The following is a 22,008-nucleotide window of genomic DNA, read 5'->3' as shown; positions in this document are numbered from 1 at the left end:
GGGCGGGGACCTAGTTCTTGTTGGTGCCCGGGGTCAGCACCTTGTCGATGACGAACACGGTGGCGTTCTTGGTGGGGATGTTGCCGCACAGGACCTTCGCGCCGTTGACGGTCATGTTCTCGCCGGAGCCCTCGATCTTGACCGGGCCGCCGGCGGTGTTCAGGCTCTCCACCGACTTGGCGGACTCCAGGCCCTTGGCGTCGTAACGCTTGCCGACGACGTGGTACTGAAGGATCGGCGCCAGCTGGTCCGGTTTGCCCGCCAGCTCGGCGAACTTGGCGTCGCCCAGCGCCTGGAAGGCCGGGTCCGCCGGGGCGAACACGGTGATGGCCTGCTGGCTGTTGAGCGTGTCCACCAGGTTGGTGGCCTTGACCGCGGCGACCAGCTTGGTCAGCAGCGGGTTGGTCGAGGCGGCGCTGGCGACCGGCTGCGGGCCCATCGAGTCCAGCGAACCCGGCGCGCTGCCCTGCGGGAGCTGCGAACAGGCCGGGCCGAACACGTCGGCGTTGGTGGTGACCCCGTCACCGGAAGCGGCGCTGGACATCGGGGCCGACATCGACGAGGACGGGGCGGGCGCGGGGGCGCTGCTGGAGCTGCCGGACGAAGCGCTGTCGTTGCTGCTGCAGGCGGCCAGGGCCAGCGCGGTGACCGCGGTGAAACCGATTCCTGCGACGCGAAGCTTGTTCACGGAAAATCACTCCATTTGTTTTTCGGACTCTTACCGGGTATTCGGAACCACCACGAAATCGGATTGCCACCCTTTCGAGTGACGCCGATCACCGCGCGGTGAAACTGATGACGTGCCAGCCGGTCGCCCCGTCGGGAACGGTTCCGGCGCGGGCGTCGGTCTGCGTGTAGCCGGATTTGTCGACAGCCCGGACGGTGACCTGATGGCTGCCGGCCGGAACATCGAATTCGGTCCACCACATCCGCCAGGTGTTCACTCCCACCTCGCGGGAAAGCGTTGCGGGCAGCCAGCTTCCGTTCGCACCGAGCCGGACTTCGACCCGCTCGATCCCGGTGTGCTGCGCCCACGCGACACCCGAGATCCGGACCTTGCCCGCGGGTACCGTTTCGAATCCTTTCGGACTGTCGATCCTGGACTGCGTTTTGATCGGGGCCTGTTCGCCCCAGCCGCGATCCAGCCAGTACGCGCGGCGCGCTTTCCAGGTGGTGATCTCCAGGTCCTTGACCCATTTCGTCGCCGAAACGTAGCCATAGAGACCGGGGATGACCATTCGTGCGGGGAAACCGTGCTCGACCGGCAGCGGTTCCCCGTTCATCCCGATCGCCAGCATCGCGCCCCGTTCCGGGTCGAGCGCGGCGGCGACCGGGCTGCCCGCGGTCCAGCCGTCGACACTGGTGGAGAAGATCTGCTCGGCGCCGGGCAGGACCCCGGCCTCCCGCAGCAGCTCCCCGAGGTCCACGCCGATGAAGTTCGCCGTGGACACGTAGGTCCCGCCGACCTCGTTGGACACACAGGTCATGGTGATGGTGCGCTCGATCAGCGGTCGGCCGCAGATGTCGTCGTAGCCGTACCGCTTTTCGTCGCGCACCATGCCGTGCAGGCGCAGGCTCCAGTCCTCGGCCCGGACCTGCGGCACCGACAGCGCGGTGTCGACGCGGTAGAAGTCACGGTTCGAGGTGAGGAACGTCGGCGTGCCGAGTTTCGCGAAATCCGCGTCGGCCGGGATGGGCGGCGCCGGCTCGGCGGGAACGAGCCGGCCGACGGCCGCCCGCGAGGACTCCGCGTCTCGCGTGCCGGCGAGGAGCTGCCCTCCGGCCCCCGCCGCCCCCGCGGCCACGACGGCACCGGCTCCCGCCAGCAGCACCGACCTGCGTGACGGCGCGGTGCCCGCGGCCTCGGCCTGGGGCTCGGCCGAGGCCAGGCGATGCAACCAGAAGAAGACGCCGACGCCGGCGATCAGGCTGGCCAGCGGCGCGAGCAGGGCGACCGTCGAGAGGTCGGGCCGTTGCGACACGGCGAGCCCGCCCAGCAGGCCGAACGCGGCGATCAGCACGGTCCCCGGAACGGGTGACCGGCGCGAGACGATCCCGGCCACGGCGGCGGCGAGCACCATCACCACGGCCATCCCGGCGAGCAGCACGAGCTTGTCGTAGACGCCGAACGTGCGGACCGCGAAATCCTTCAGCCCGACCGGCGTCAGATCGATCGCCCCATTGCCGACCGCGAGGTACGGCGAGGCGTTGGCGCCGATGAACCCGGCCACCAGATGGCCTGCCGCCAGCGCCGCGGCCAGGGCCACGACACCGATCAGCGCCGCCCCGAAGAAGGGGAGGCGTGGTTCCCGAGCGGCCCGCGAAGTCTTCATGCCAGGTATTCGCGGCGGCCGCCGCCGCGGACAGGTCACTTCTGCGCCCGCCACCCACCCGAGTTGCGCCGCTCACCCCGGCTTGCATGGTCATACACACCTATGCATATACTTCCATCATGTCCAAGGTACTCACCTCTCTGCCTGTCGGCGAACGCGTCGGGATCGCCTTCTCCGGCGGCCTCGACACCTCGGTAGCGGTCGCGTGGATGCGCGAGAAGGGTGCAGTGCCGTGCACCTACACCGCTGACATCGGCCAGTACGACGAACCCGACATCGCGTCGGTCCCGGGCCGGGCGAAGGCCTACGGCGCCGAGATCGCGCGCGCCGTCGACTGCAAGGCCGCGCTGGTCGAGGAGGGTCTCGCGGCACTGTCCTGCGGCGCCTTCCACATCCGCAACGGCGGCCGCACCTACTTCAACACGACCCCGCTCGGCCGCGCGGTCACCGGCACCCTGCTGGTACGCGCGATGCTCGAGGACGACGTCCAGATCTGGGGCGACGGCTCCACCTTCAAGGGCAACGACATCGAGCGGTTCTACCGCTACGGCCTGCTCGCGAACCCGTCCCTGCGGATCTACAAGCCGTGGCTGGACGCCGCGTTCGTCAGCGAGCTCGGCGGCCGCAAGGAGATGTCCGAGTGGCTGCAGGCCCACGACCTGCCGTACCGGGACAGCACCGAGAAGGCCTACTCCACCGACGCGAACATCTGGGGCGCGACGCACGAGGCCAAATCGCTGGAGCACCTCGACACCGGCATCGAGATCGTGAACCCGATCATGGGCGTCCGGTTCTGGGACCCCGAGGTCGAGATCGCGCCCGAGGACGTCACGATCGGCTTCGAGCAGGGCCGTCCGGTCACGATCAACGGCAAGGAGTTCGCCACCGCGGTCGACCTGGTCCTGGAGGCCAACGCGATCGGCGGACGGCACGGGCTCGGCATGTCCGACCAGATCGAGAACCGGATCATCGAGGCCAAGAGCCGCGGTATCTACGAGGCGCCGGGGATGGCGCTGCTGCACGCGGCGTACGAGCGGCTGGTCAACGCGATCCACAACGAGGACACCCTCGCCAGCTACCACAACGAGGGCCGCCGCCTCGGCAGGCTGATGTACGAAGGCCGCTGGCTGGACCCGCAGGCGATGATGCTGCGCGAGTCGCTGCAGCGGTGGGTCGGCGCGGCCGTCACCGGCGAGGTCACCCTGCGGCTGCGGCGCGGCGAGGACTACTCGATCCTCGACACCACCGGCCCGTTCTTCAGCTACCACCCGGACAAGCTGTCCATGGAGCGCACCGAGGATTCGGCGTTCGGCCCGGTGGACCGGATCGGCCAGCTCACCATGCGGAACCTCGACATCGCCGACTCGCGCGCCAAGCTCGAACAGTACGCCGGGCTCGGCATGGTCGGCGGCGGGCACCCGACGCTGATCGGCGCCGCGCAGGCCGCGTCGACCGGGCTGATCGGGGCGATGGACGCGGGCGGCGCGCAGGCGATCGCCTCGCGCGGCAAGGCCTCGGGCGACGACGAACTGCTCGACCACGCCGCGATCGAATCCGGCACCGACTGACCCGGACGAACGGGACGCGAAAGCGCCGGGCGCGCGGCATCGAAGCCGTTCGCCCGGCGCTGTTCTTCTACTTGCCGCCGAGTTTCGACCGCCGCTGCCCCAGTTCGTCCATCAGCCGGGTGATCTCGACCTGCCCGATCGCCTCGGCCAGCACGGAAACCGAGGCGATGCTCTCGATCCGGTACTGCACCGGCACCCCGCCCGACGCCCGCGACCGGGCTTCCGCGTCCGCCTTCTTCTCCGCCTCGACGGCCGAAAAGACACTGCCCGCGCCGCCGTTGACGCAGCTGATCGAAGCCGAACCGTTCAGCGGCAGGGTCGCCGTGTTCCGGCAACTGCCCGCCGAACGGCCGCCGATGGTGACGTTGGCGGTCATCGTGGCGTTGACCTGGCCGGTGACCTTCCCGCCGCTGTTCGCCGACGCGGAATTGGACACGTTCGCGGTCACCGTGCAGCCCGAGGCACCGCACGCGACCGTGGCCGCGCCGTCCAGGTCGAACCGCACGCCGGTATCGACCGCACCGGACAGCTTCTGGGTGTTCGCCATCAGATTCTCGTAGACGGCCACGGTCTCCGCCGGCGACAGAGCGTCCACATCGGACTCTCCGAGACCGGCGCCCGCGGGCATCCGCGGCTGTGATTCCATGCCCGGCACGGAGGGCATCTTCACCGAGTAGCGGAGAAGCCGGTGCGGTGCCTCCTTCGAGACGTACAGATCGCCGGCGGGCGTGCTCGCCTTGAGCGCCGGGACGTCACGCACGCTCTGGCCCTCGGTGATCTCGGCCGCCCGCTCCAGCGCCTCCCGCAGCCGGGTGGCGAGTTTCTCCGGGGACTCGAATTGCTGCAGGACCGGGCCGAACAGCGCGTCCTCACCGGTGATCCACCGATCCTTGAGATCTTCGGCCTCGGCCGAGTCCGCCCGCGCCCCCGGCAGCAGGCCGTCGGGCGCCTTGAAGAAGACCTTGCCGCCGACGACCAGGATCTCGATCTTCTTGCCCTGGAAGGACATCGTGCCGGAGGTCTCGCCGTACGCCGTGGTCTTGACGTCCGTCTCGATCATCCCGCCGACCGCGGAAGTGCTGTTCCGCACGGCGGGCGCCGAGGAAAGCCCGGCCAGTGCCTGCTCGAAGGGTTCACGGCCCCCTTTCGAGGGCCACAGCAACCAGGTCGTCAGACCCGCGAGGAGCACCACCACCAGCCCGGCGATCCCCGCGAACAGCGGCCACCGGGGTTTCCGGACGGGCGGCGCCGGTACCGGTTGCGGGACCCAGCCCTGCGGCGGCGGCCATTGCGCGCCTCCGGGTGGGAATGATTGCTCCACGTCGCCCTCCATCACCGAATTCACCGAACGAACCCAAGCTATGGAGGGAGGATGAAAACTTGATGAAACGCGATCGGGTCCCCTGCCGCGCCGGGCGGACGCGGCAGGGGAAGCCGGTTCAGCCCTTGCGGGCGAACGAGATCCGGTGCAGTCCACCGGGCTGTTCGTCGGCCAGGTACAGCTCGCCGTGCTGATCGGTGCCGAAGGTGGTGGCGTCGAGCGGGAACTGGCCGATACGGGCGCTTTCGTAGGTGCCGTCGGTCTTCTTGCGGACGGCCCAGGCGGTTCCCTGGCAGAAGTCGGTGGCGAGGTAGGTCCCGCCCGCCAGCGAGGCGTACTTCCGGCCGCGGTAGACGTGCCCGCCGATCACCGCGCAGCCCTCCGCGCCGGAGATGTAGTGGAAGACCGGTTCGGTGTAGGTCACGCCGTCCTCGCACCGCGTCTCGTCGAACACGACCGGCCCCTCCTTGCAGGACCAGCCGAAGTTCGCGCCGCCCTTGCCCTTGGCGAGGTGGTCGACCTCCTCGAAGCGGCCCTGGCCGACGTCGCCGATCCACAGCGAACCGTCGGCCGGGTCGAAGGAGAACCGCCAGGGATTGCGAAGCCCGTACGCCCAGATCTCCGGCCGCGCCCCCGCGACGCCGGCGAACGGGTTGCCCGGCGGCACGCAGTACCGCAGCGGACGGCACTCGCGGTTGACGTCGACGCGGAGGATCTTGCCCAGCAGCGTGTCCAGCCGCTGCCCGCTGGCCAGCGGATCGCCGCCTCCGCCGCCGTCACCGATCCCCCAGTACAGATAGCCGTCCGGCCCGAAGGCCAGCTGGCCGCCGTTGTGGTTGGGGAACTCGGCGTGCGGCTGCGTGATCAGCTCGGTGAGCTCACCGGTGTCGAGCCGGACCCGGGACAACGTCACCGCGCTGTCGGACTTGCGGGTGTAGGCGACGTAAACCCGCCTGTCCTTGGCGATCGCGAGCCCGAGCAGCCCGCGTTCGACGTCCGCGCCGTTCACCTTGTCGCTGATGTCCAGTACCGGCTTGGCGGCGAGCCCCGTCCTGGGGTGGTAGGCCCGGACGACCCCTCGTTTCTCCACGACGAGGATCCGGCCGCTCCCGTCGTTCATCGCCGTGATCGCGGTCGGGTTCACCAGCCCGGACGCGACCTTGGTCGCCGTGGCGGTCAGCTCACCGAGCGGAACACCCCGCGCTTCCTGGGTTTCCGCGCTGCTCGCGGCCGGGAGCAGCGCGCCGGCCAAGGCGAGCCCGGCCACCAGGGACAACCCCCGGCGGAGGTGCCGTCGCGTCATGAGGGACTCCAATCGCCAGTGAATGGTCTGGTCCAATTCAACAGCGATCAGGGGAGCGGCGGTACCTCCATACGCGAGGTTTCGGTCGGTTTCTTTCCCCCGGAGCCCGTCATCTACTCGCCCAAGATCGTTTTCTTGCCGTTCACCCTTCTTTCGGGGCAATTCGGACATGAGCCATACCCCTGAGTAGCCGCATGTATGACCTCTGTATGCTCCGCTCTCGCTCGATGGGATTATTCATCCCCCATCCGGGCGAGCCGTTGCGGTCGGGGCCTGTGGTCGCATGCGGCACTGGCATTCGTGGTCCGTATTCGGATGGGAGACACATGCACGGCAGGTCAGTTCTGGTTCGTGGCGGGATCGCGGTCGCCACCGCGGCCGTCGCGCTCACGATGGCCGCTCCGGCCGCCCTCGCCGACGACGGCGCGGCGCGGGGCCGGGTGGTCGAAGGTTCCGGCACCGATGGTTTCAGCGTCAACTTCGAGGGCGGGCAGCACTACGTCACGAAGCTGTTCGGGCTGAAGCTGTCCGACGGCAGCAAGCTCAAGATGTACTGCGTGCAGGTCGAGGTCGGCATGCGCACCGATCAGGACATGATCGAACGTCCGTGGAACAAGTACCCGGACGCCGCTTCGCCGTTCAACAAGAACAGCTCGAAGATCAACTGGGTGCTGCACCACGGCTACCCGGCCGTCGCCGTGAAGGCGCTCGAGGGCGCGCTCGGCAAGGACGTCAAGCTGACCGGCGGCCTGTCCGTCGAGGAGGCCGTGACCGCGACGCAGGCCGCCGTCTGGCACTTCAGTGACGGCAAGAACCTCGACCGCAAGAAGCCGCTGCCGTTCGAGAGCGCCGAAGAGTCCGCCGACGTGCTGGCCGTCTACGACTACCTCACCGGCAAGGACAACGTCGGCATCGGCGCGCAGCCGAAGCCGACCCTCGACATCGGCCCGGCGAAGGCCTCGGGCGCGACCGGCTCCAAGATCGGCCCGTTCAGCATCGCCACCAACGGTGACATCACCGAGCTGACGAGCAAGCTGCCCGAGGGCGTCAAGGTCACCGACGCCGACGGCAAGGAGATCAAGGCCTCCGCCATCAAGGACGGCACCAAGGTCTACGTCGACGTTCCCAAGGACGCCAAGGACGGCAACGGCTCGTTCACGCTGAAGGTGAGCGGCCACCTCGACACCGGTCGCCTGTTCGTCGGCGAGAACTACGCCAAGGTGCCCGCGCAGTCCCTGATCGTGGCGGAGTCCGAGAAGACCTCGGTCGTCGCGAACGCGACCGCGAGCTGGAAGCAGGGTGGCGCGCCCGCCACCGACACCCCGGCGCCCACCACCCCCGGTGGCGCCGAGTCGGGTGGCGGCGACGAGCTGGCCAACACCGGTGCCTCCGCGACCATGCCGCTGGTGATCGGCGGCGCGCTCCTCGGCGCGGGTGTGCTGATGGTGCTGCTGGTGCGCCGTCGCCGTAGCGAGGCGTAAACAGCGAACGAAGCAAAGCGGGGCCGGTCCATTGTGGACCGGCCCCGCTTTCGCGTTCACCGGTCGTAGTGCGTACCCGGCGTGTGTCCGAAGGCGCGGCGGAAGACGTCGATGAACGCGCTGGTGGACGACCAGCCGCAGGCATGCGCCACCGCGGTCACCGGAGTGTCTTCGGCCAGGAGGACCAACGCACGGTAGAGCCGCAACTGCGTGCGCCACTGCGGGAACGTCATGCCGAGATCGGCTTTGAAGAGCCGGGCCAGCGTGCGATCGCTCGCCCCGACCCGGGCGCCGAGGGCGGCCAGCGTCCGATTGTCGGCCGGATCGGCGCTCAGGATCTCGCACAGTGCGCGCAGCCGCGGGTCGTCCGGCGTCGGCAGGTGCAGGGGTTGCTGCGGCGAGGCGCGCAGCTGATCGAGCAGGACCGCGCGCAGCCGACGGCGTTCCGGGGTGTCTTCGCGCGGCGGATCGGTGTAGGTGCGGATGAGTTCCCGCAGGAGCGGGCCGACGGCCAGCACGCTCGGCTCGTTCAGCCGCAACGGGTTCACCGTGGCGGGCAGGCCGACGAGGCGGAGTTCCAGGTCCCCGTGTGCCTGATGGGCGTGCACGGTCCCGGCGGGCACCCAGATCGCCCTGGTGGCCGGCGCGACCCAGGAACCCCTGTCGGTCGTGATCGCCAGTACGCCACGGGCGGCGTACACGACTTGGTGCTCGTCGTGGCGGTGCGCGTCGACGATCGTGCCGGAGGCCAGCGACCGGACCTGGGTCGGCGCTTCGGGCAGGTGGCGGATTTCCGTCATCGTTTGTCATTTTATCGGAAGCGCGACACCGTGGCCCGCGACGAGCATGGCGGCATGTCGAAGATCAAAGCGATCGCCCTGCTCTCGGCCGGGCACGCGTGTGTGGATGTGTATCAAGGTTCGGTCGCCGCGCTGGTGCCGTTCTTCGCGGCCGAACGCGCCTACGGCTACGCGGCGGTGTCGGGCATCGTGCTCGCCGCGTCGCTGCTGTCGTCGGTGGCGCAGCCGTTGTTCGGCGCGCTGACCGACCGCTGGGCCATGCCGTGGCTGCTGCCGTCGGCCACCCTCGTCGGCGGCCTCGGGATCGGCCTCGGCGGACTGGTCGGCTCCTACTCGCTGACACTCGCCTTCGTGGCCGTGTCGGGCATCGGCGTGGCCGCCTACCACCCCGAAGCCGCACGGGTCGCGAGGATCGCGAGCGGTGGCAGCCATACGGGCATGGGCTGGTTCTCCCTCGGCGGGAACATCGGATTCGCCGCCGCGCCCGTGCTCGTCGCCGCGGTCATGGCACTGGGCGGCCTCCGGATGTCGCCGCTGCTCGTCGTTCCAGCGCTGGCCGGAGCCGTGCTCTGCCTGCCCGTATTGCGCGCTCTCACGCGGAATGCCCGCACGAGCGGCTCGTCGTCGGAGGTCGCCGGCGTCGACGACTGGCGATCGTTCGCGAAACTGTCGGTGGCCGTCGTCTTCCGTTCGATCGTGTTCATCGGGCTGAGCACGTTCGTCTCCCTCTACGCCCAGCAACGGACCGGAGGCGGCACGACGACGGGCAGCGCCGCGCTGTTCCTGCTCTATGTCGGCGGCGCCGTGGGCACTCTGCTGGGAAGCAGGCTGGCCGGACGCCGGGGCCGGGTCACCGTGGTCCGCTGGTCGTACCTGGCCACCGTCGGCACGGTCGCGGGAGTCGTGTTCGTGCCGGGGCCGGCGTTCTTCCCGTTCGTCCTGCTGGCCGCGGTGAGCCTGTACATCCCGTTCTCGCTGCAGATCACCCTTTCCCAGGACTACCTCCCCACACGGGTCGGCACCGCCAGCGGCGTCACTCTCGGCCTGACGGTCAGCATCGGCGGCCTCGCGAGTCCCGTCATCGGCACGGTCGCCGACCACACTTCCCTTCAAACGGCCTTGATCCCGTTGATCGCACTGCCCCTTTTGTGCTGGATCACAACCCGCACCCTGTCCGAGCCGTGCTCCGTCCGAACGGGACCGGAAAAAGTGTCAGTGTCGCGACAATAAATGGTGTACGGCCCTGTACATCATCGGTTACCGGCTGGTAGGTTCCGGGAATCCAAACGTGATCCACTTCATGATTCAAAGGGGAGTCATGACCCGAAAGCCCGCTCGTCTGCTGGCCGTCGCGATCGCCCTCATCGTCGGTTTCGCCGCCGCGCCCGCCGCCTCCGCCGCCCCCGCCACCGATCCGTTCTACAGCTACGACGGCAGCGAACCGTTGTCTTCGTACAGTCCAGGGACCGTGCTGAAGACCCGGACGCTCAATTACCACGTCCTCGGCATTTCCACGCCGCTCAAGGTGACCCAGCTGCTCTACCGGTCCACCGACGCGCAGGGGAAGCCGTCCGCCAACGTCACGTCGGTGCTGCGCAGCCTCACCGGCGACAGCACCAAAGCCGTTTCGTACCAATCGTTCTACGATTCGCTGAATCCGGAGCACGGCCCGTCGAGGGCGATCGCCGGCGACGTCTCGCTCGGCGGCCTGATCGCCAACGCGGAGTCGCTGTTCATCGCGCCGGCCCTGCTGCTGGGCTACAACGTCGTCATCCCCGACACCGAAGGCCAGAAGGCGAACTTCGCCGCCGGGCCGGAATACGGGACGAACACCCTCGATTCCATCCGCGCCGCGACGAGGTCGCCGTCGACGGGGATGAACGACAAGACCCGGTTCGGGCTCATCGGCTATTCGGGCGGTGCCATCGCGACGGGCTGGGCGGCCGCGCTCGCGCCGGATTACGCGCCCGAGGTCAACAAGAATCTCGTCGGCTTCACCGAAGGCGGAGTGCTCGTCAAGCCGTCGCACAACCTCAAATACGTCAACGGCAGCGTCGCGTGGACCGGTGTCATTCCGATGGCGCTCATCGGGGTCTCGCGATCCTTCGACATCGATCTCAAGCCGTACGCGAATTCGTACGGGCTCCAGGTGCTCAAGGACATGGAAAAGGCGTCGATCGTCGACGCGCTCGGCCGTTATCCCGGGCTGACGTGGGAGAAATTCGTCAAACCCGAGTACACGAACCCGAACAAGGTGCTGCCGTACGTCGAGGCCGTGAACAAGATCAACCTCGGCTCCGCGCCGACGCCCACCGTGCCCGGCTACATCGCGCAGGGCAACAACGGTGTCGTGGAAGGCACTTTCGGCAACCCGCCGGGGATCGGCACCGGTGACGGCGTGATGGTCGCCGGTGACGTGCGCTCGCTCGCCCGGCAGTACTGCGACACCGGCAACAAGTCGATCAAGTACGACCAGTACGACCTGCTGAGCCACGTCGGGGCGGCCGTCGCCTGGGCGCCGCAGGCCATCGGCTGGATCAACGACCGGTTCGCGGGCAAGACCGCGCCGTCCAGCTGCGGGAAGATCGCGCCCGGCAACTCCCTTGCCCCGGAGGTGCCGGTCAGCTGACCGCTCAGTCCGTGAAGGCCTCCTTGAGGGACCCTGGGTCCCTCAAGGAGGCCCTCACGGATTTCCGGGACCGGTACGGTGCCGCACGTGACCGAGCACCGCAAGCTGCCGAAGGGGCCGCACAACCTCAGCCGCGACGAGGTCGCCGGAACCCAGCGGGCCCGGCTGATCGACGCGGTACTGGAGAACACCGGCAAACGCGGCTACGTCGCCACCACGGTCGGCCACATCACCGCGACGGCGGGTGTGTCACGGACCTCGTTCTACGAGCAGTTCACCGGGAAACAGGACGCGTTCCTCGCCGCCTATCGCGAGATCACCACCGAGTTCATCACCCAGGGTGTCGCCGTGGGCGCCGAGGCGGCCACCCCGCTGGACGCCGTCGCCGTCTGCTGCGATTTCCTCGTCGACTTCGTGCACCGGCGTCCCACGGCCGTCCGCGCCGCGCTGCTGGAGATCTACGCGCTCGGCGACGCGGGACTCGAAGCACGCGAGAAAACCTTGCGCGCCGGGGAAGCCGTCTTCGACCGGACGGCGGAATGGCTGCGCGCCACCGATCCCGCGCTGCCGTCACCGCCGCCGTTCACCGCGCGCACGGTCGTCGCCGCCACCATCGAGCTGATCACGCAGGCCATCTGGATCGGCACTCCGGACGCCTACGACCAGGCACGCGAAGCCGTCCGATACACCTGGCTGCTCGGCCTGTTCGGGCACCGGAGCGTCGAGGCCTAGCGGGCGAGGCGCCGCCGCTCAAAATCGACGATCAGCTTCGGGTACCGGCGCGGAAGCAGGCGGACGAGCCGGTCGACCAGTTTCGCGTCGTTCCCGACGAGCACCCGCGGTTTCCCCGCCTCGACCCCGTCGACGATGATGCGGGCGGCCTGATCCGCCGGCATCTTCAGCAGCTTTTCGTTGTACACGCGGACGCGTTCCCGCTGTTCGGCGGTGGGCTCGATACCGCGGGCCTCGGCTTCCTTCAGTGCCGCCGAGGCGATGCCGGTCTTGACCCCGCCAGGATGAACGACCGTGACCCGTACCGGGTGCCTGCCCGCGATCATCTCCGTGCGCAGCGCCTCGGTGAACCCCCGGACGCCGAACTTGCTGGCGCAGTAGGCGCTCAGCGTCGGCTGGGCCATGAAACCGTTGAGGCTGGAGACGTTCACGACCTGACCGTCGCCGGAGTCGATCAGATGCGGCAGGAAGGCCTTGGTGCCGTTGATGACACCGAAGAGGTTGACCGCGAGCGTGCGGTCGTACAGTTCCCATTCGGCGTCGAGCACGGTCTGCCCGCCGCCCGCGATCCCCGCGTTGTTGTAGATCTGGTGCACCACACCGAATTGCCCGGCGACGGTGGTCGCGTACTCCTGCACGGCCGCGCGGTCGCTGACGTCCAGCGTGGCACCCTGCACTTCCGCGCCAAGGGCCTTGACCTGGGAGACGGTCTCGGCCAGCCCGCCTTCGTCCACATCGGACACCGCGAGCCGCGCTCCGCGCCGCGCGAGTTCGAGCGCCAGCTGACGGCCGATGCCGGAACCGGCGCCGGTGACGACGGCGACCTTGCCGCGAACACTGCTCATCGGGTTTCTCCTGCCCGGTCGAGGGCCACTTCGGCGGTGAGTTCGACGAGCCGGTCGACGAGGTCCGGGGCGATGTGGTGGCCCATTCCGGGGATTTCGACGTAGTGGGAACCCTTGATGGCCTTGGCGGTCGCGCGACCGCCGCTGTGGTGGACCATCCGGTCGGTGTCGCCGTGGACCACGACCGTCGGGCAGGTGATGCGCGCGAGTTCGGCGGTGCGGTCGCCGCTGGCCTGGATCGCGCCGATCTGGCGGGCGATGCCGCTGCGGGCGCGCCGGCCCCCGGCGCGTTCCCACAGCCCTTCGGCCCACGCCGTTTCGACGTCCTTGTCCAGCGGGAACGTGGCCGAACCGAGGTGGCCCATCAGCGACAGGTGCCCGGCCACGGATTCCTCCACCGTCTGGGCGGGCCGCCTCGCCATGCGCACCAACGTCGACTTCGCCGGCTGCCCGACCCGGCGATGTCCGGTGGTGGAGAAGATCGACGTCAGCGACAGGACGCGGCCGGGGTTCCGGGCGGCGACGGTCTGGGCGATCATGCCGCCCATCGACATGCCGACCAGATGCGTCTTCTCGATGCCCAGGTGGTCCAGCAGGCCGACGGTGTCCGCCGCCATGTCGCCGAGGTCGTACGCGCCGGGCAGCGGTTTGGCCAGCAGTTGCCGGAGCTTGCCGGGGTTCGGCGCCTTGACGCGATCCGAACAGCCCGCGTCCCGGTTGTCGAACCGGACGACGCGGAAGCCGCGGCCGGTGAACCCCTCGATCATCGGCCGCGGCCACGACGTGAGGTCCAGGCCGAGGCCGGCGATGAGCACCAGCGGCACCCCGTCGGCCGGGCCGTCTTCGCGGTAACAGAGCCGGAGGCCGCCGGGCAGTTCGGCGAAGCCGTCGGTCACGAGCTCACCGCTTCCCGGACCTCGGCACGGGTGAAATGCAGCTCGGGATCGGTGATGTCGTCCGCGCGCAGCAGTTTGATGTCCGAGTGGTAGCTCATCGAAGTCAGCCACGGCATGCGGTCGCCCTGACGCGGGAGCTGGTCGAGCGCGCGCTGGACGTATCCGGCGGCGAAGTCCAGGAACGGCTTCGTCGGCATGTCCGGATCGGCGAGTACGGGACGGCAGACGTCGTAGCCGTGGGTGTCCATATGCGTCAGCAGGCGGCAGAAGTGCTCGCACAGCAGGCCGATCTTGAGCGTCCACGACGAGTTCGTGTAGCCGATCGCGAACGCGGCGTTCGGCACGCCGGAGAGCATCATTCCCTTGTACGCGACGGTTTCCGGCAGGATCACCGGTTTCCCGTCGACGCTGAGCGTGGCCCCGCCGAACACCTGGAGGTTCAGGCCGGTGGCGGTGACGATGATGTCCGCCGCCAGCTCGCGCCCGGATTCGAGCAGGATCCCCTTTTCGGTGAACGTCTTGATCTTGTCGGTGACGACATCGGCCTGCCCCTTGCGGATGGCGGCGAACAGGTCGCCACCGGGCACGGCGCACAGCCGCTGGTCCCACGGGTCGTACGGCGGGTTGAAATGCTCGTCGACCGGATAGTCCTTGGGAAGCTGCTTCTTGTTGACGTACCGGATGAGCCCGCGGGCGGTCTTCGGGAACTTCTGGCAGAACTGCCAGACCGCGAGCCCCTTGCGGATGTTCTTGCGGCGGGTGAGCGCGTACGCCCGCTCGTCGCCGAGGATCTTGCGCAGCCCGTTCGCGATCTTGTCCTCGCGCGGCACCGGCATGACGTAGGTCGGGGTGCGCTGCAGCATCGTCACGTGCGCCGCGGTGCCCGCCATCGCCGGGACCAGGGTGACCGCGGTGGCACCGCTGCCGATCACGACGACGCGCTTGCCCGCGTAGTCGAGGTCCTCCGGCCAATGCTGCGGGTGCACGATCGTGCCGGCGAAGCGGTCACGGCCCTCGAAGCGCGGGGTGAAACCCTCGTCGTAGCGGTAGTAGCCGCCCGCGTTGAACAGCCAGCCCGCGCTGAGCCGGGTGCGCTCGCCGGTGTCGGTCCGCTCGATCTCCAGCAGCCAGCGCGCCTCGTCACTCGACCAGGCCGCCGAGAGCAGCTTGTGGTGGTAGCGGATGCTGGGCTCGATCCCGTTCTCGGTGATCGTCTCGCGCAGGTACGACAGGATCCGGGGCGCGTCGGCGATCGACTGCCTGTCCCGCCACGGCTTGAACTCGTAGCCGAAGGTGTGGAGATCGGAGTCGGAGCGGATACCCGGGTAGCGGAACAGGTCCCAGGTGCCGCCGGACGTGCCGCGGGCCTCCAGGATGGCGAACGTCTTGCCCGGGTTCTCGGTCTTCAGGTAGCGCGCGGCCCCGATCCCGGAAATCCCGGCACCGATGATGACCACGTCGAGGTGCTCGACGGGTGTGCTCGTCGTCATGCGGTACTCCAGCCTCGTCTCGGTTCTCTCCACGATGCGGGGTGGGCGGGGATTTGCGCTAGCACTATCTGCACCATCATGATGCACTCATGGTGCAAAATGCAGCATCACCGTGGCCGACCCTGTCCCCTGAGGCGCGTGACCTCTTCCGGCGGGGCGCGGAAATCGTGCTGCATCCCCGCGCCGAATGGATCGAGGAACTGCACGCGGCCTCCCTCGGCGGCGACAGCATGCGCGCGGTCGCCGAGGATCCCGTGCTCACCGAGGGGACCAAACGCGCGAATCTGGCGAATCTGCTGCACTGGGCGGCCGCCAACGTGCAGCGTCCCGGCGAACGCGTCGCCGCCAACCTGAACCAGGAAGTGCTCGACGGCGCCCGCGACATGGTGCGCCGGGGCTTCGATTCCGGCGGTCTCGACGCCTATCGGCGGGCGCAAGGGGTGGCCTGGCGGCGGTGGATCGAGATCTGTTTCGACCTCACGTCGGATCCGGTCCTGCTCCGCGAACTGCTCGACGTTTCGTCGCTGTCCATCACCACGTTCATCGAGGACACCGTCGCCGCGGTGTCGGAGCGGATGGCCGCCGAACGCACGGAGCTGACCCGCGGCGCCCACGCCGAACGGCGGGCGACGGTCACGCTGCTGTTGGAGGGCGCGCCCATCAGCCGGTCGCGTGCCGAAGCCCAGCTCGGTTACCCGCTCGCCGGCCCGCATACGGCCGCGATCGTCTGGAGCGGCTCGGTGACCCCGTCGTCCCAGCAGCTCGAAACCGCCGCGGAGACGCTCATGCGGGCCAGCGGCGCTTCACACCGGCTGACCGTCGTCGCCAGCGCCGCCGCGCTATGGGTCTGGCTCCCCGGCCGGACGCCGCCGCGCACGGACCGGCTCGCCGAAGACCTCGCGCCGCACCCTGACGTCCGGGTCGCACTGGGGCGGCCCGGCAGCGGGATCGACGGCTTCCGCCGGAGCCATCTGGACGCCGCCGCCACCCAGCGGATGCTCGCCCGGCTCACCTCACCGCAGCAGATCGCGCGGTACCAGGACATCCAGCTGCTGGTGCTGCTCACCGGCGATCCGGCGCAGGCTGGCGAGTTCATCGCCGACACCCTCGGCGAACTCCGGCACGCCGACGCCGAAACCCGGGAGACCGTGCGGACCTACGTGCACGAGCTGGGCAACACGACGCGGACCGCGGAACGGCTCTACACCCACCGCAACACCGTCGTCCGGCGGCTGGCGCGGGCCGACGAACTGCTCCCCCGGCCGTTGGCGGAGAACGCGGTGGACGTGGCCGTGGCGCTGGAAACGTTGCGGTGGCTGGGAAGCGGGGCTTGAGCCGTCACGAGAACGGCAGGTCCAGGTTCCGGATCATGGCGCGCTCTTCCGCCGTCAGCTCGCCCTCGACCGAGATGACGAACGGCGGCGTTTCCTCGCGGGAGCGCAGGAAGTTGCCCCAAGCGATCCCGAGGTTCGCCAGCCCGGTCAGGGAGCCGATGGACATGCAGATGACCTCGAAGACCTCGGTGTTCCGCGACCCCGCGAAGCTGATCGTCGCGGACCGCGTCACGTCGGCGTCGTCGCGGAGCCAGCTGTAGAACTCGGTCAGCGCTTGTTCGTCACCGGCGGCGTTGATCGTCAGCTCCACGGAGGCCTCCCTCGAACGTGCTGTCCCTACCAGTCGTGGCCCCGGCCCGGCACGTAACAGAAATCCTGTCCTGAGATCTGACCGGTGGTCCCCGTTGACCGCCCGGTGACGAAACCCGGATCATGAAAGGCATCCCAGCTCCGGCGCACGGCCGATCCCGAGGGCGGACAACGATGTCATCGCTGCTCCATCTCGTGCTTTGCCTGATCCTGACGGCGATTCCCGCACCGGCGGGGAAACCGGTGACCGCCGCGGCGGTGGTCTGCGTGCTCTCGTGCGACACCCTCGACCCTTCCCGTGCCAGGGAGGACACCTTCCCGGTTCCCGACGCGTTGATCAACGGAAGGCTGCTTCGCCTCCACGTGTCCGACGCCGACGGCATGGCCTGGGGCAGTATCGACCGGGGCACGACCGGGGACGCGGTCTGGCTCGACCGGTCGTGGGACGGCGGCGCGACGTGGGAAGGGTTGCTGGGCAAGGCGAGCATTCCCGGCACCTGGACCGGCACGCGGACCTTGATGTACAACGTGACCGATCCCGGGAAACACCGGCGCGGCCTGATCCGCGCGTGCGGGGACGCCGCCGGAATCGGCTGTACTCAGTGGATTTATCCGAAGGTCTGCGATGTCGTCTGCGACGGGTCGACGCAGGCGGACGGGGACACCCAGCCGGTTCCGCCGACGACGTTGTCCGGCCGCACGATCCGCCTGCACGTCGACCGGAACGCGATGGCCTGGGGCACCATCGAATCCGGCGCGCGGGGTGACGAAATCTGGCTGGACCGCTCGTGGGACGCGGGCGCGAGCTGGGCGGGCGGTTCCTCGCTCGGCCGGACACCGGTCGCCGCGGGCGCGAGCACCGGACGGACGGCGTTGTTCGCGACCCGCGATCCCCGCGGCCGCCATTACGGCGGCGCGATCCGTGCCTGCGGACGGGAAGCCGGGCACCAGGAAGGATCATGTACGGCGTGGGCCCGGCCTGCGCCGGATCGCGCGCGGGCGGCGGCCGACGCGCTCCTGTACTCCTACGATCCGTATCCGGGCTGGTGGCCGAGCAGCTGGTGGAATTCGGCGGCGACCCTGACGGCGGTCATCGACCACGCCAGGACCACCGGGGATCGCCGGTTCGACTGGATCATCGCGCGGACCTTCGAGCAGAACCGCGGCGTTTTCGCCGCGGGCGAGCGAAGTTCTGACGCCATCGAAGGGAATTTCGCCAGCCGGGCCATCGACGACAGCGCCTGGTGGGGGTTGGCGTGGGTGGCCGCCTACGACCACACCGGCGATCCGCGGTATCTCTCCATGGCGACCACGATCGCCGGGTACGTGCACCGGTACTGGGATCCGGGGACGTGCGGCGGTGGTGTCTGGTGGGACCGGGAGCGGACCTACAAGAACGCCGTCACGAGTGGTCTGTACCTGCGGCTCGCGGCTTCGGTCCACCGCCGGACGCCGGGCGACTCGGTATGGCTTCACCGATCGCGGACCGCCGCGGACTGGTACCTCGGCAGCGGGATGATCAACGCGTCCGGGCTGGTCAACGACGGCCTGACCCGCGACTGCCGCAACAACGGCCAGACGGTGTGGACCTACAACCAGGGGCTGGGCATCGGCGGCCTGGTCGAAATCTGGCGTGCCACCGGCGAGACCCGCTGGCTCGACGCGGCCCGGCGGCTGGGCGACGCGGCGGTGACCGGCACGGTGCTGACGAAGAACGGAGTGCTCACCGAATCGTGCGACGTCGGCCAGAACTCCTGTGACGACAATCAAAAGCAGTTCAAGGGCATCTTCATGCGGTTCCTCGCGGATCTCGCCGCCGCGACGAACTCCACGGCTTACCGCGACTACGCCCGGCGGCAGGCGGACACGCTGTGGGCGTCGGATCGCGACCCGCTGAACCGGATCGGCCAGCGCTGGGCGGGCGGGACACCGAACCAGGCCGATTGGCGGACGCAGGCGAGCGGGCTCGGCGCTCTCACCGCCTCGTCGTGAGCCTGGCGAACCTCTAGATTGGAGACATGGTTTCCACCGCCGACAAGGCCAAGCGGCTGCAGGAATTGCACGCCGCCCCCGAACTGCTGCTCGTAGTCAACGTCTGGGACGCGATCACCGCGAAGGTCGTCGCCGAAACCCCTGGCACACAGGCGCTCGCCACGCCGAGCCACGGCATCGCCGCCGCCCGCGGCTACCCGGACGGTGAGGTGATCCCCCGCGACGAGATGATCGCCGAGGTCGCCCTGGTCGTCCGTGTGGCGGGCGATCTGCCGGTCACCGCCGACCTGGAAGCGGGCTACGGCGACCCGGGCGGCACGGTCGCCCGGGCGATCGAGGTGGGCGCGGTCGGCTGCAACCTCGAAGACCAGATGAAACCGCTGGCCGAGTCCGTCAAGGCCGTCGAGGCCGCGGTCGCCGCCGCCCAGTCCGCCGGGATCGATTTCGTGCTCAACGCCCGCACCGACGCCTTCCTCCGGGCGGGCGACCGTGACCCCGAGGAGGTGCTGGCCGACGCGATCACCCGCGGCCGCGCGTACCTGGACGCGGGCGCGTCGAACGTCTTCGTGCCCGGCAAGCTCGACGAGAGCCAGGTCGGCAGGCTGGTCGAGGCGCTGGGCGAGCGCAAGGTGAACCTGATCGGCGTCCCGGGCTCGATCCCGCTGGCGACCGCGCAGAAGCTCGGCGTCTCCCGCGTGTCCTACGGGCCGTTCAGCCAGAACGTCGCGCTCACCGCGCTGGCGAAGCTCGCCGAGGACGTCTACGCCGGCGGCGGCCTGCCCGCCGACATGCGCAAGCTGAACTGAGCGAGCCGGAGCCCGTCGAAGTAGGGTCCCTCCCATGGTGCGCGGTGTCGGCCGGACGGAAGGGACCCTGCTGGCCGGCGCGGTGCTCGCGGTCCTCGTGGCGACCGGGGTCCAGGCCGGATCGCCCGGCACCTGGCTGCTGGAAGTCGTCTGGGTGCTGATCGGGTTGCCGCTGGTGGTGGCCCTGCGCAAACGCTTTCCCTTGACCCGCTTGCTCTGCTGGCTGCTGGTGCTGCACGCGTTCGTGCTCTGTTACGGCGGGCAGTACACCTACGCGGAGACCCCGGCCGGGGAATGGGTGCAGGACTGGCTGGGCACCCAGCGGAACAACTACGACCGGTTCGCCCATTTCGTCCAGGGTTTCGTCCCCGCGATCGCCGTACGCGAGGTGCTGTTGCGGCGGACGCCGCTGCGCCCCGGCGGCTGGGTCGCGTTCCTGACCGTCTGTGTCTGCCTGTCGATCGCCGCCGGCTTCGAATTCGTGGAGTGGGCCAGCGCACTCCTCCTCGGCTCGGGCGCGGACGACTTCCTCGGCACCCAAGGAGACGTCTGGGACACCCAGTGGGACATGTTCCTCTGCCTGTGCGGCGCGGTGGTGTCCTTGCTGGTCTGGCGCCGGGCGCATGACCGGCAACTCATCGGGCGATAGCCGGGACCGTCGGCCGCCGAGGCGGCAGATACGGTCGTCGTCATGAATTTGCGAGCCGCGGCGGTGCGGCGTAAACCGGTCGCCGACCTGATCACCGAAAGTGATCACGGCACGCTGAAGCGTTCCCTCGGTCTCGGGCAGCTGACCATGCTCAGCATCGGCGCGACGCTGGGCAGCGGGATCTTCGTCGTGCTCGGTGAGGCGGTTCCCGTCGCGGGTCCCGCGGTCGTGCTGTCGTTCGTGCTGGCCGGTGTCACCGCGCTGTTCTCGGCGCTCTCCTACGCCGAACTGGCCGGGATGATCCCGGTGTCCGGTTCGTCGTACTCCTACGCGTACGCCACGCTCGGCGAGCTGGTCGCCTGGGTCTGCGGCTGGTGCCTGGTGCTCGAATACGGCGTCTCGGTGGCGTCGGTCGCCGTCGGCTGGGGGCAATACCTCAACGAACTGCTGCGGCTGACGTTCGGTTTCGCCATCCCCGACGCGTTGAGCCAGCCTCCGGGATCGGGCGGGATCGTCAACGTCCCGGCCATCGTCGTCGTGCTGCTCGCCATGTTCCTGCTGCTGTCCGGCGCGAAGGAGAGCGCGCGGGCCAACGCGATCATGGTCGTGATCAAGGTCGGCACGCTGGTGCTGTTCTGCGCGATCGCGTTCTCGGCGGTGCGGGCGGCGAACTTCACCCCGTTCCTGCCGCTCGGCCTGGCGGGGTTGAGCGCCGGCGCGGCGAAACTGTTCTTCTCCTACATCGGTTTCGACGCCGCGTCCACGGCGGGCGAGGAGGCGAAGAACCCGCAACGCGACCTGCCGAGGGCGATCCTGCTCTCGCTCGCCATCGTCACCGTGCTGTACTGCCTGGTCGCCGTCGCCGCGGTCGGCGCGCTGCCGTGGCAGGAGTTCGACGGCCAGGAAGCCGCGCTCTCGCATGTGCTCGGCGTCGTGGCGGGCAATCCGTTGTGGGCCGGGCTGCTCGCCGTCGGCGCGATCGTGGCGATCTCCAGTGTCGTGCTGACCGTCCTCTACGGACAGACACGCATCCTGTTCTCGATGTCCCGCGACGGCCTGGTGCCCGCTTCGCTGTCCAAAGTGGATCCCAAGAGCGGTACGCCCCGGATCAACACCCTGGTGGTGTCCGGTTTCGTCGCGGCGCTGGCCGCGTTCATCCCGCTCGGGAAGCTGGCCGACGCCACCAGTATCGGCACGCTCTTCGCCTTCGGGCTGGTGAACGTCGCCGTCCTGCTGCTGCGACGGCGGCAGCCGGAGGCACCGCGTTCGTTCCGGGTGCCGTTCTCCCCCGTCACGCCGATCCTCGGGGTGCTGTGCTGCGGCTACATGATGCTCAGCCTCGACGGCGCCACCTGGATCGTCTTCGCCGGCTGGATGGCACTCGGCCTGCTGATCTACTTCGGTTACAGCATGCGCCGATCCCGGCTGGCCGCGGAATAGCCCGTTCGCCGCCATAATTCCTAGCCTGTCCAGCCGCAGTACCGGCCGGATCGTTGAAGTGACGGTGATCGATAGGGGAC

General features: G+C 69.1%; 19 protein-coding genes. 10 read left to right on the top strand and 9 right to left on the bottom strand.

Annotated features, from left to right (window positions below):
- Nucleotides 1–10 precede the first annotated feature (10 nt).
- Entirely contained in the window at nt 11–688 is a 678-nt protein-coding gene (locus ACFWIW_RS19630; protein WP_378369722.1) for a fasciclin domain-containing protein, read from the bottom strand.
- An 88-nt stretch (nt 689–776) separates the two neighbouring features.
- Nucleotides 777–2,333: a molybdopterin-dependent oxidoreductase gene (locus tag ACFWIW_RS19625; RefSeq protein WP_378369721.1), complete on the bottom strand. Its 1,557-nt coding sequence runs from the start codon at nt 2,331–2,333 to the stop codon at nt 777–779.
- 119 nt (nt 2,334–2,452) lie between these two features.
- Here ACFWIW_RS19625 and argG point away from each other — a divergent pair, with 119 nt between their 5' ends.
- Nucleotides 2,453–3,901 (top strand): argininosuccinate synthase, encoded by a 1,449-nt coding sequence (gene argG, locus ACFWIW_RS19620; RefSeq protein ID WP_240601050.1) that lies wholly within the window; start codon nt 2,453–2,455, stop codon nt 3,899–3,901.
- Between the two features lie 67 nt (nt 3,902–3,968).
- Here argG and ACFWIW_RS19615 read toward each other — a convergent pair whose 3' ends face one another.
- Nucleotides 3,969–5,222: an SON protein gene (locus ACFWIW_RS19615; RefSeq protein ID WP_378369720.1), complete on the bottom strand. Its 1,254-nt coding sequence runs from the start codon at nt 5,220–5,222 to the stop codon at nt 3,969–3,971.
- Nucleotides 5,223–5,340: 118 nt separating this feature from the next.
- Nucleotides 5,341–6,525, bottom strand: coding sequence for a PQQ-dependent sugar dehydrogenase (locus ACFWIW_RS19610; protein WP_378369719.1), 1,185 nt, complete (start codon nt 6,523–6,525; stop codon nt 5,341–5,343).
- 326 nt (nt 6,526–6,851) lie between these two features.
- Here ACFWIW_RS19610 and ACFWIW_RS19605 point away from each other — a divergent pair, with 326 nt between their 5' ends.
- The gene (locus tag ACFWIW_RS19605; protein ID WP_378369718.1) at nt 6,852–8,006 is read left to right on the top strand and encodes a Cys-Gln thioester bond-forming surface protein; all 1,155 of its coding nucleotides are present in this window, start codon (nt 6,852–6,854) and stop codon (nt 8,004–8,006) included.
- A 56-nt stretch (nt 8,007–8,062) separates the two neighbouring features.
- On the opposite strand, the gene ACFWIW_RS19600 is transcribed toward ACFWIW_RS19605, so the two are convergent.
- Nucleotides 8,063–8,806, bottom strand: coding sequence for a helix-turn-helix domain-containing protein (locus ACFWIW_RS19600; protein WP_378369717.1), 744 nt, complete (start codon nt 8,804–8,806; stop codon nt 8,063–8,065).
- A gap of 54 nt (nt 8,807–8,860) precedes the next feature.
- Between ACFWIW_RS19600 and ACFWIW_RS19595 the strand changes: the two genes are divergently transcribed.
- The 3 genes from ACFWIW_RS19595 (at nt 8,861) to ACFWIW_RS19585 (ending at nt 12,167) form a co-directional block, all read left to right on the top strand.
- The gene (locus ACFWIW_RS19595; RefSeq protein WP_378369716.1) at nt 8,861–10,036 is read left to right on the top strand and encodes an MFS transporter; all 1,176 of its coding nucleotides are present in this window, start codon (nt 8,861–8,863) and stop codon (nt 10,034–10,036) included.
- Nucleotides 10,037–10,124: 88 nt separating this feature from the next.
- Nucleotides 10,125–11,435, top strand: coding sequence for a lipase family protein (locus ACFWIW_RS19590; protein WP_378369715.1), 1,311 nt, complete (start codon nt 10,125–10,127; stop codon nt 11,433–11,435).
- An 87-nt stretch (nt 11,436–11,522) separates the two neighbouring features.
- The gene (locus ACFWIW_RS19585; protein WP_378369714.1) at nt 11,523–12,167 is read left to right on the top strand and encodes a TetR/AcrR family transcriptional regulator; all 645 of its coding nucleotides are present in this window, start codon (nt 11,523–11,525) and stop codon (nt 12,165–12,167) included.
- Here the strand turns inward: ACFWIW_RS19585 and ACFWIW_RS19580 are convergent.
- From ACFWIW_RS19580 to ACFWIW_RS19570, 3 genes are read right to left on the bottom strand one after another with little or no spacing between them, the layout of a single operon-like run.
- Nucleotides 12,164–13,012: an SDR family NAD(P)-dependent oxidoreductase gene (locus tag ACFWIW_RS19580; protein ID WP_378369713.1), complete on the bottom strand. Its 849-nt coding sequence runs from the start codon at nt 13,010–13,012 to the stop codon at nt 12,164–12,166. The genes ACFWIW_RS19585 and ACFWIW_RS19580 overlap by 4 nt on opposite strands.
- Nucleotides 13,009–13,908 carry an alpha/beta fold hydrolase gene (locus tag ACFWIW_RS19575; protein WP_378369712.1) on the bottom strand — a complete coding sequence of 300 codons (900 nt, stop codon included), beginning with the start codon at nt 13,906–13,908 and terminating at the stop codon, nt 13,009–13,011. The genes ACFWIW_RS19580 and ACFWIW_RS19575 overlap by 4 nt, the downstream gene beginning before the upstream one ends.
- Complete coding sequence (locus ACFWIW_RS19570) at nt 13,905–15,398, bottom strand: flavin-containing monooxygenase (RefSeq protein WP_378369711.1); 1,494 nt, start codon at nt 15,396–15,398, stop codon at nt 13,905–13,907. The genes ACFWIW_RS19575 and ACFWIW_RS19570 overlap by 4 nt, the downstream gene beginning before the upstream one ends.
- Nucleotides 15,399–15,487: 89 nt before the next feature.
- Between ACFWIW_RS19570 and ACFWIW_RS19565 the strand changes: the two genes are divergently transcribed.
- Entirely contained in the window at nt 15,488–16,732 is a 1,245-nt protein-coding gene (locus ACFWIW_RS19565; protein ID WP_378369710.1) for a PucR family transcriptional regulator, read from the top strand.
- Nucleotides 16,733–16,736: 4 nt separating this feature from the next.
- Here ACFWIW_RS19565 and ACFWIW_RS19560 read toward each other — a convergent pair whose 3' ends face one another.
- Nucleotides 16,737–17,042, bottom strand: a complete 306-nt coding sequence (locus ACFWIW_RS19560) for a hypothetical protein (protein WP_378369709.1) — start codon at nt 17,040–17,042, stop codon at nt 16,737–16,739.
- 173 nt (nt 17,043–17,215) lie between these two features.
- Between ACFWIW_RS19560 and ACFWIW_RS19555 the strand changes: the two genes are divergently transcribed.
- From ACFWIW_RS19555 to ACFWIW_RS19540, 4 genes are read left to right on the top strand one after another with little or no spacing between them, the layout of a single operon-like run.
- The gene (locus ACFWIW_RS19555) at nt 17,216–19,033 is read left to right on the top strand and encodes a glycoside hydrolase family 76 protein (protein WP_378369708.1); all 1,818 of its coding nucleotides are present in this window, start codon (nt 17,216–17,218) and stop codon (nt 19,031–19,033) included.
- A 26-nt stretch (nt 19,034–19,059) separates the two neighbouring features.
- Entirely contained in the window at nt 19,060–19,839 is a 780-nt protein-coding gene (locus ACFWIW_RS19550; protein ID WP_378369707.1) for an isocitrate lyase/phosphoenolpyruvate mutase family protein, read from the top strand.
- 34 nt (nt 19,840–19,873) lie between these two features.
- Complete coding sequence (locus ACFWIW_RS19545) at nt 19,874–20,488, top strand: DUF2238 domain-containing protein (RefSeq protein ID WP_378369706.1); 615 nt, start codon at nt 19,874–19,876, stop codon at nt 20,486–20,488.
- Nucleotides 20,489–20,530: 42 nt separating this feature from the next.
- Nucleotides 20,531–21,928 carry an amino acid permease gene (locus tag ACFWIW_RS19540; RefSeq protein ID WP_378369705.1) on the top strand — a complete coding sequence of 466 codons (1,398 nt, stop codon included), beginning with the start codon at nt 20,531–20,533 and terminating at the stop codon, nt 21,926–21,928.
- Nucleotides 21,929–22,008 lie beyond the last annotated feature (80 nt).

The sequence above is a fragment of the Amycolatopsis sp. NPDC058340 genome, assembly GCF_042723975.1.
GTDB lineage: Bacteria > Actinomycetota > Actinomycetes > Mycobacteriales > Pseudonocardiaceae > Amycolatopsis.
This window is presented reverse-complemented; position numbering and strand designations above follow the sequence as displayed.

What these genes read in the sequence shown, in the direction of transcription:
- ACFWIW_RS19590 (WP_378369715.1), top strand. Translation starts at nt 10,125, where the DNA reads ATGACCCGAAAGCCCGCTCGTCTGCTGGCCGTCGCGATCGCCCTCATC.
- ACFWIW_RS19550 (WP_378369707.1), top strand. Translation starts at nt 19,060, where the DNA reads ATGGTTTCCACCGCCGACAAGGCCAAGCGGCTGCAGGAATTGCACGCC.
- ACFWIW_RS19580 (WP_378369713.1), bottom strand. Translation starts at nt 13,012, where the DNA reads ATGAGCAGTGTTCGCGGCAAGGTCGCCGTCGTCACCGGCGCCGGTTCC.
- ACFWIW_RS19555 (WP_378369708.1), top strand. Translation starts at nt 17,216, where the DNA reads ATGTCATCGCTGCTCCATCTCGTGCTTTGCCTGATCCTGACGGCGATT.
- ACFWIW_RS19595 (WP_378369716.1), top strand. Translation starts at nt 8,861, where the DNA reads ATGTCGAAGATCAAAGCGATCGCCCTGCTCTCGGCCGGGCACGCGTGT.
- ACFWIW_RS19565 (WP_378369710.1), top strand. Translation starts at nt 15,488, where the DNA reads ATGGTGCAAAATGCAGCATCACCGTGGCCGACCCTGTCCCCTGAGGCG.
- argG (WP_240601050.1), top strand. Translation starts at nt 2,453, where the DNA reads ATGTCCAAGGTACTCACCTCTCTGCCTGTCGGCGAACGCGTCGGGATC.
- ACFWIW_RS19610 (WP_378369719.1), bottom strand. Translation starts at nt 6,525, where the DNA reads ATGACGCGACGGCACCTCCGCCGGGGGTTGTCCCTGGTGGCCGGGCTC.
- ACFWIW_RS19545 (WP_378369706.1), top strand. Translation starts at nt 19,874, where the DNA reads ATGGTGCGCGGTGTCGGCCGGACGGAAGGGACCCTGCTGGCCGGCGCG.
- ACFWIW_RS19605 (WP_378369718.1), top strand. Translation starts at nt 6,852, where the DNA reads ATGCACGGCAGGTCAGTTCTGGTTCGTGGCGGGATCGCGGTCGCCACC.
- ACFWIW_RS19570 (WP_378369711.1), bottom strand. Translation starts at nt 15,398, where the DNA reads ATGACGACGAGCACACCCGTCGAGCACCTCGACGTGGTCATCATCGGT.
- ACFWIW_RS19600 (WP_378369717.1), bottom strand. Translation starts at nt 8,806, where the DNA reads ATGACGGAAATCCGCCACCTGCCCGAAGCGCCGACCCAGGTCCGGTCG.
- ACFWIW_RS19540 (WP_378369705.1), top strand. Translation starts at nt 20,531, where the DNA reads ATGAATTTGCGAGCCGCGGCGGTGCGGCGTAAACCGGTCGCCGACCTG.
- ACFWIW_RS19625 (WP_378369721.1), bottom strand. Translation starts at nt 2,333, where the DNA reads ATGAAGACTTCGCGGGCCGCTCGGGAACCACGCCTCCCCTTCTTCGGG.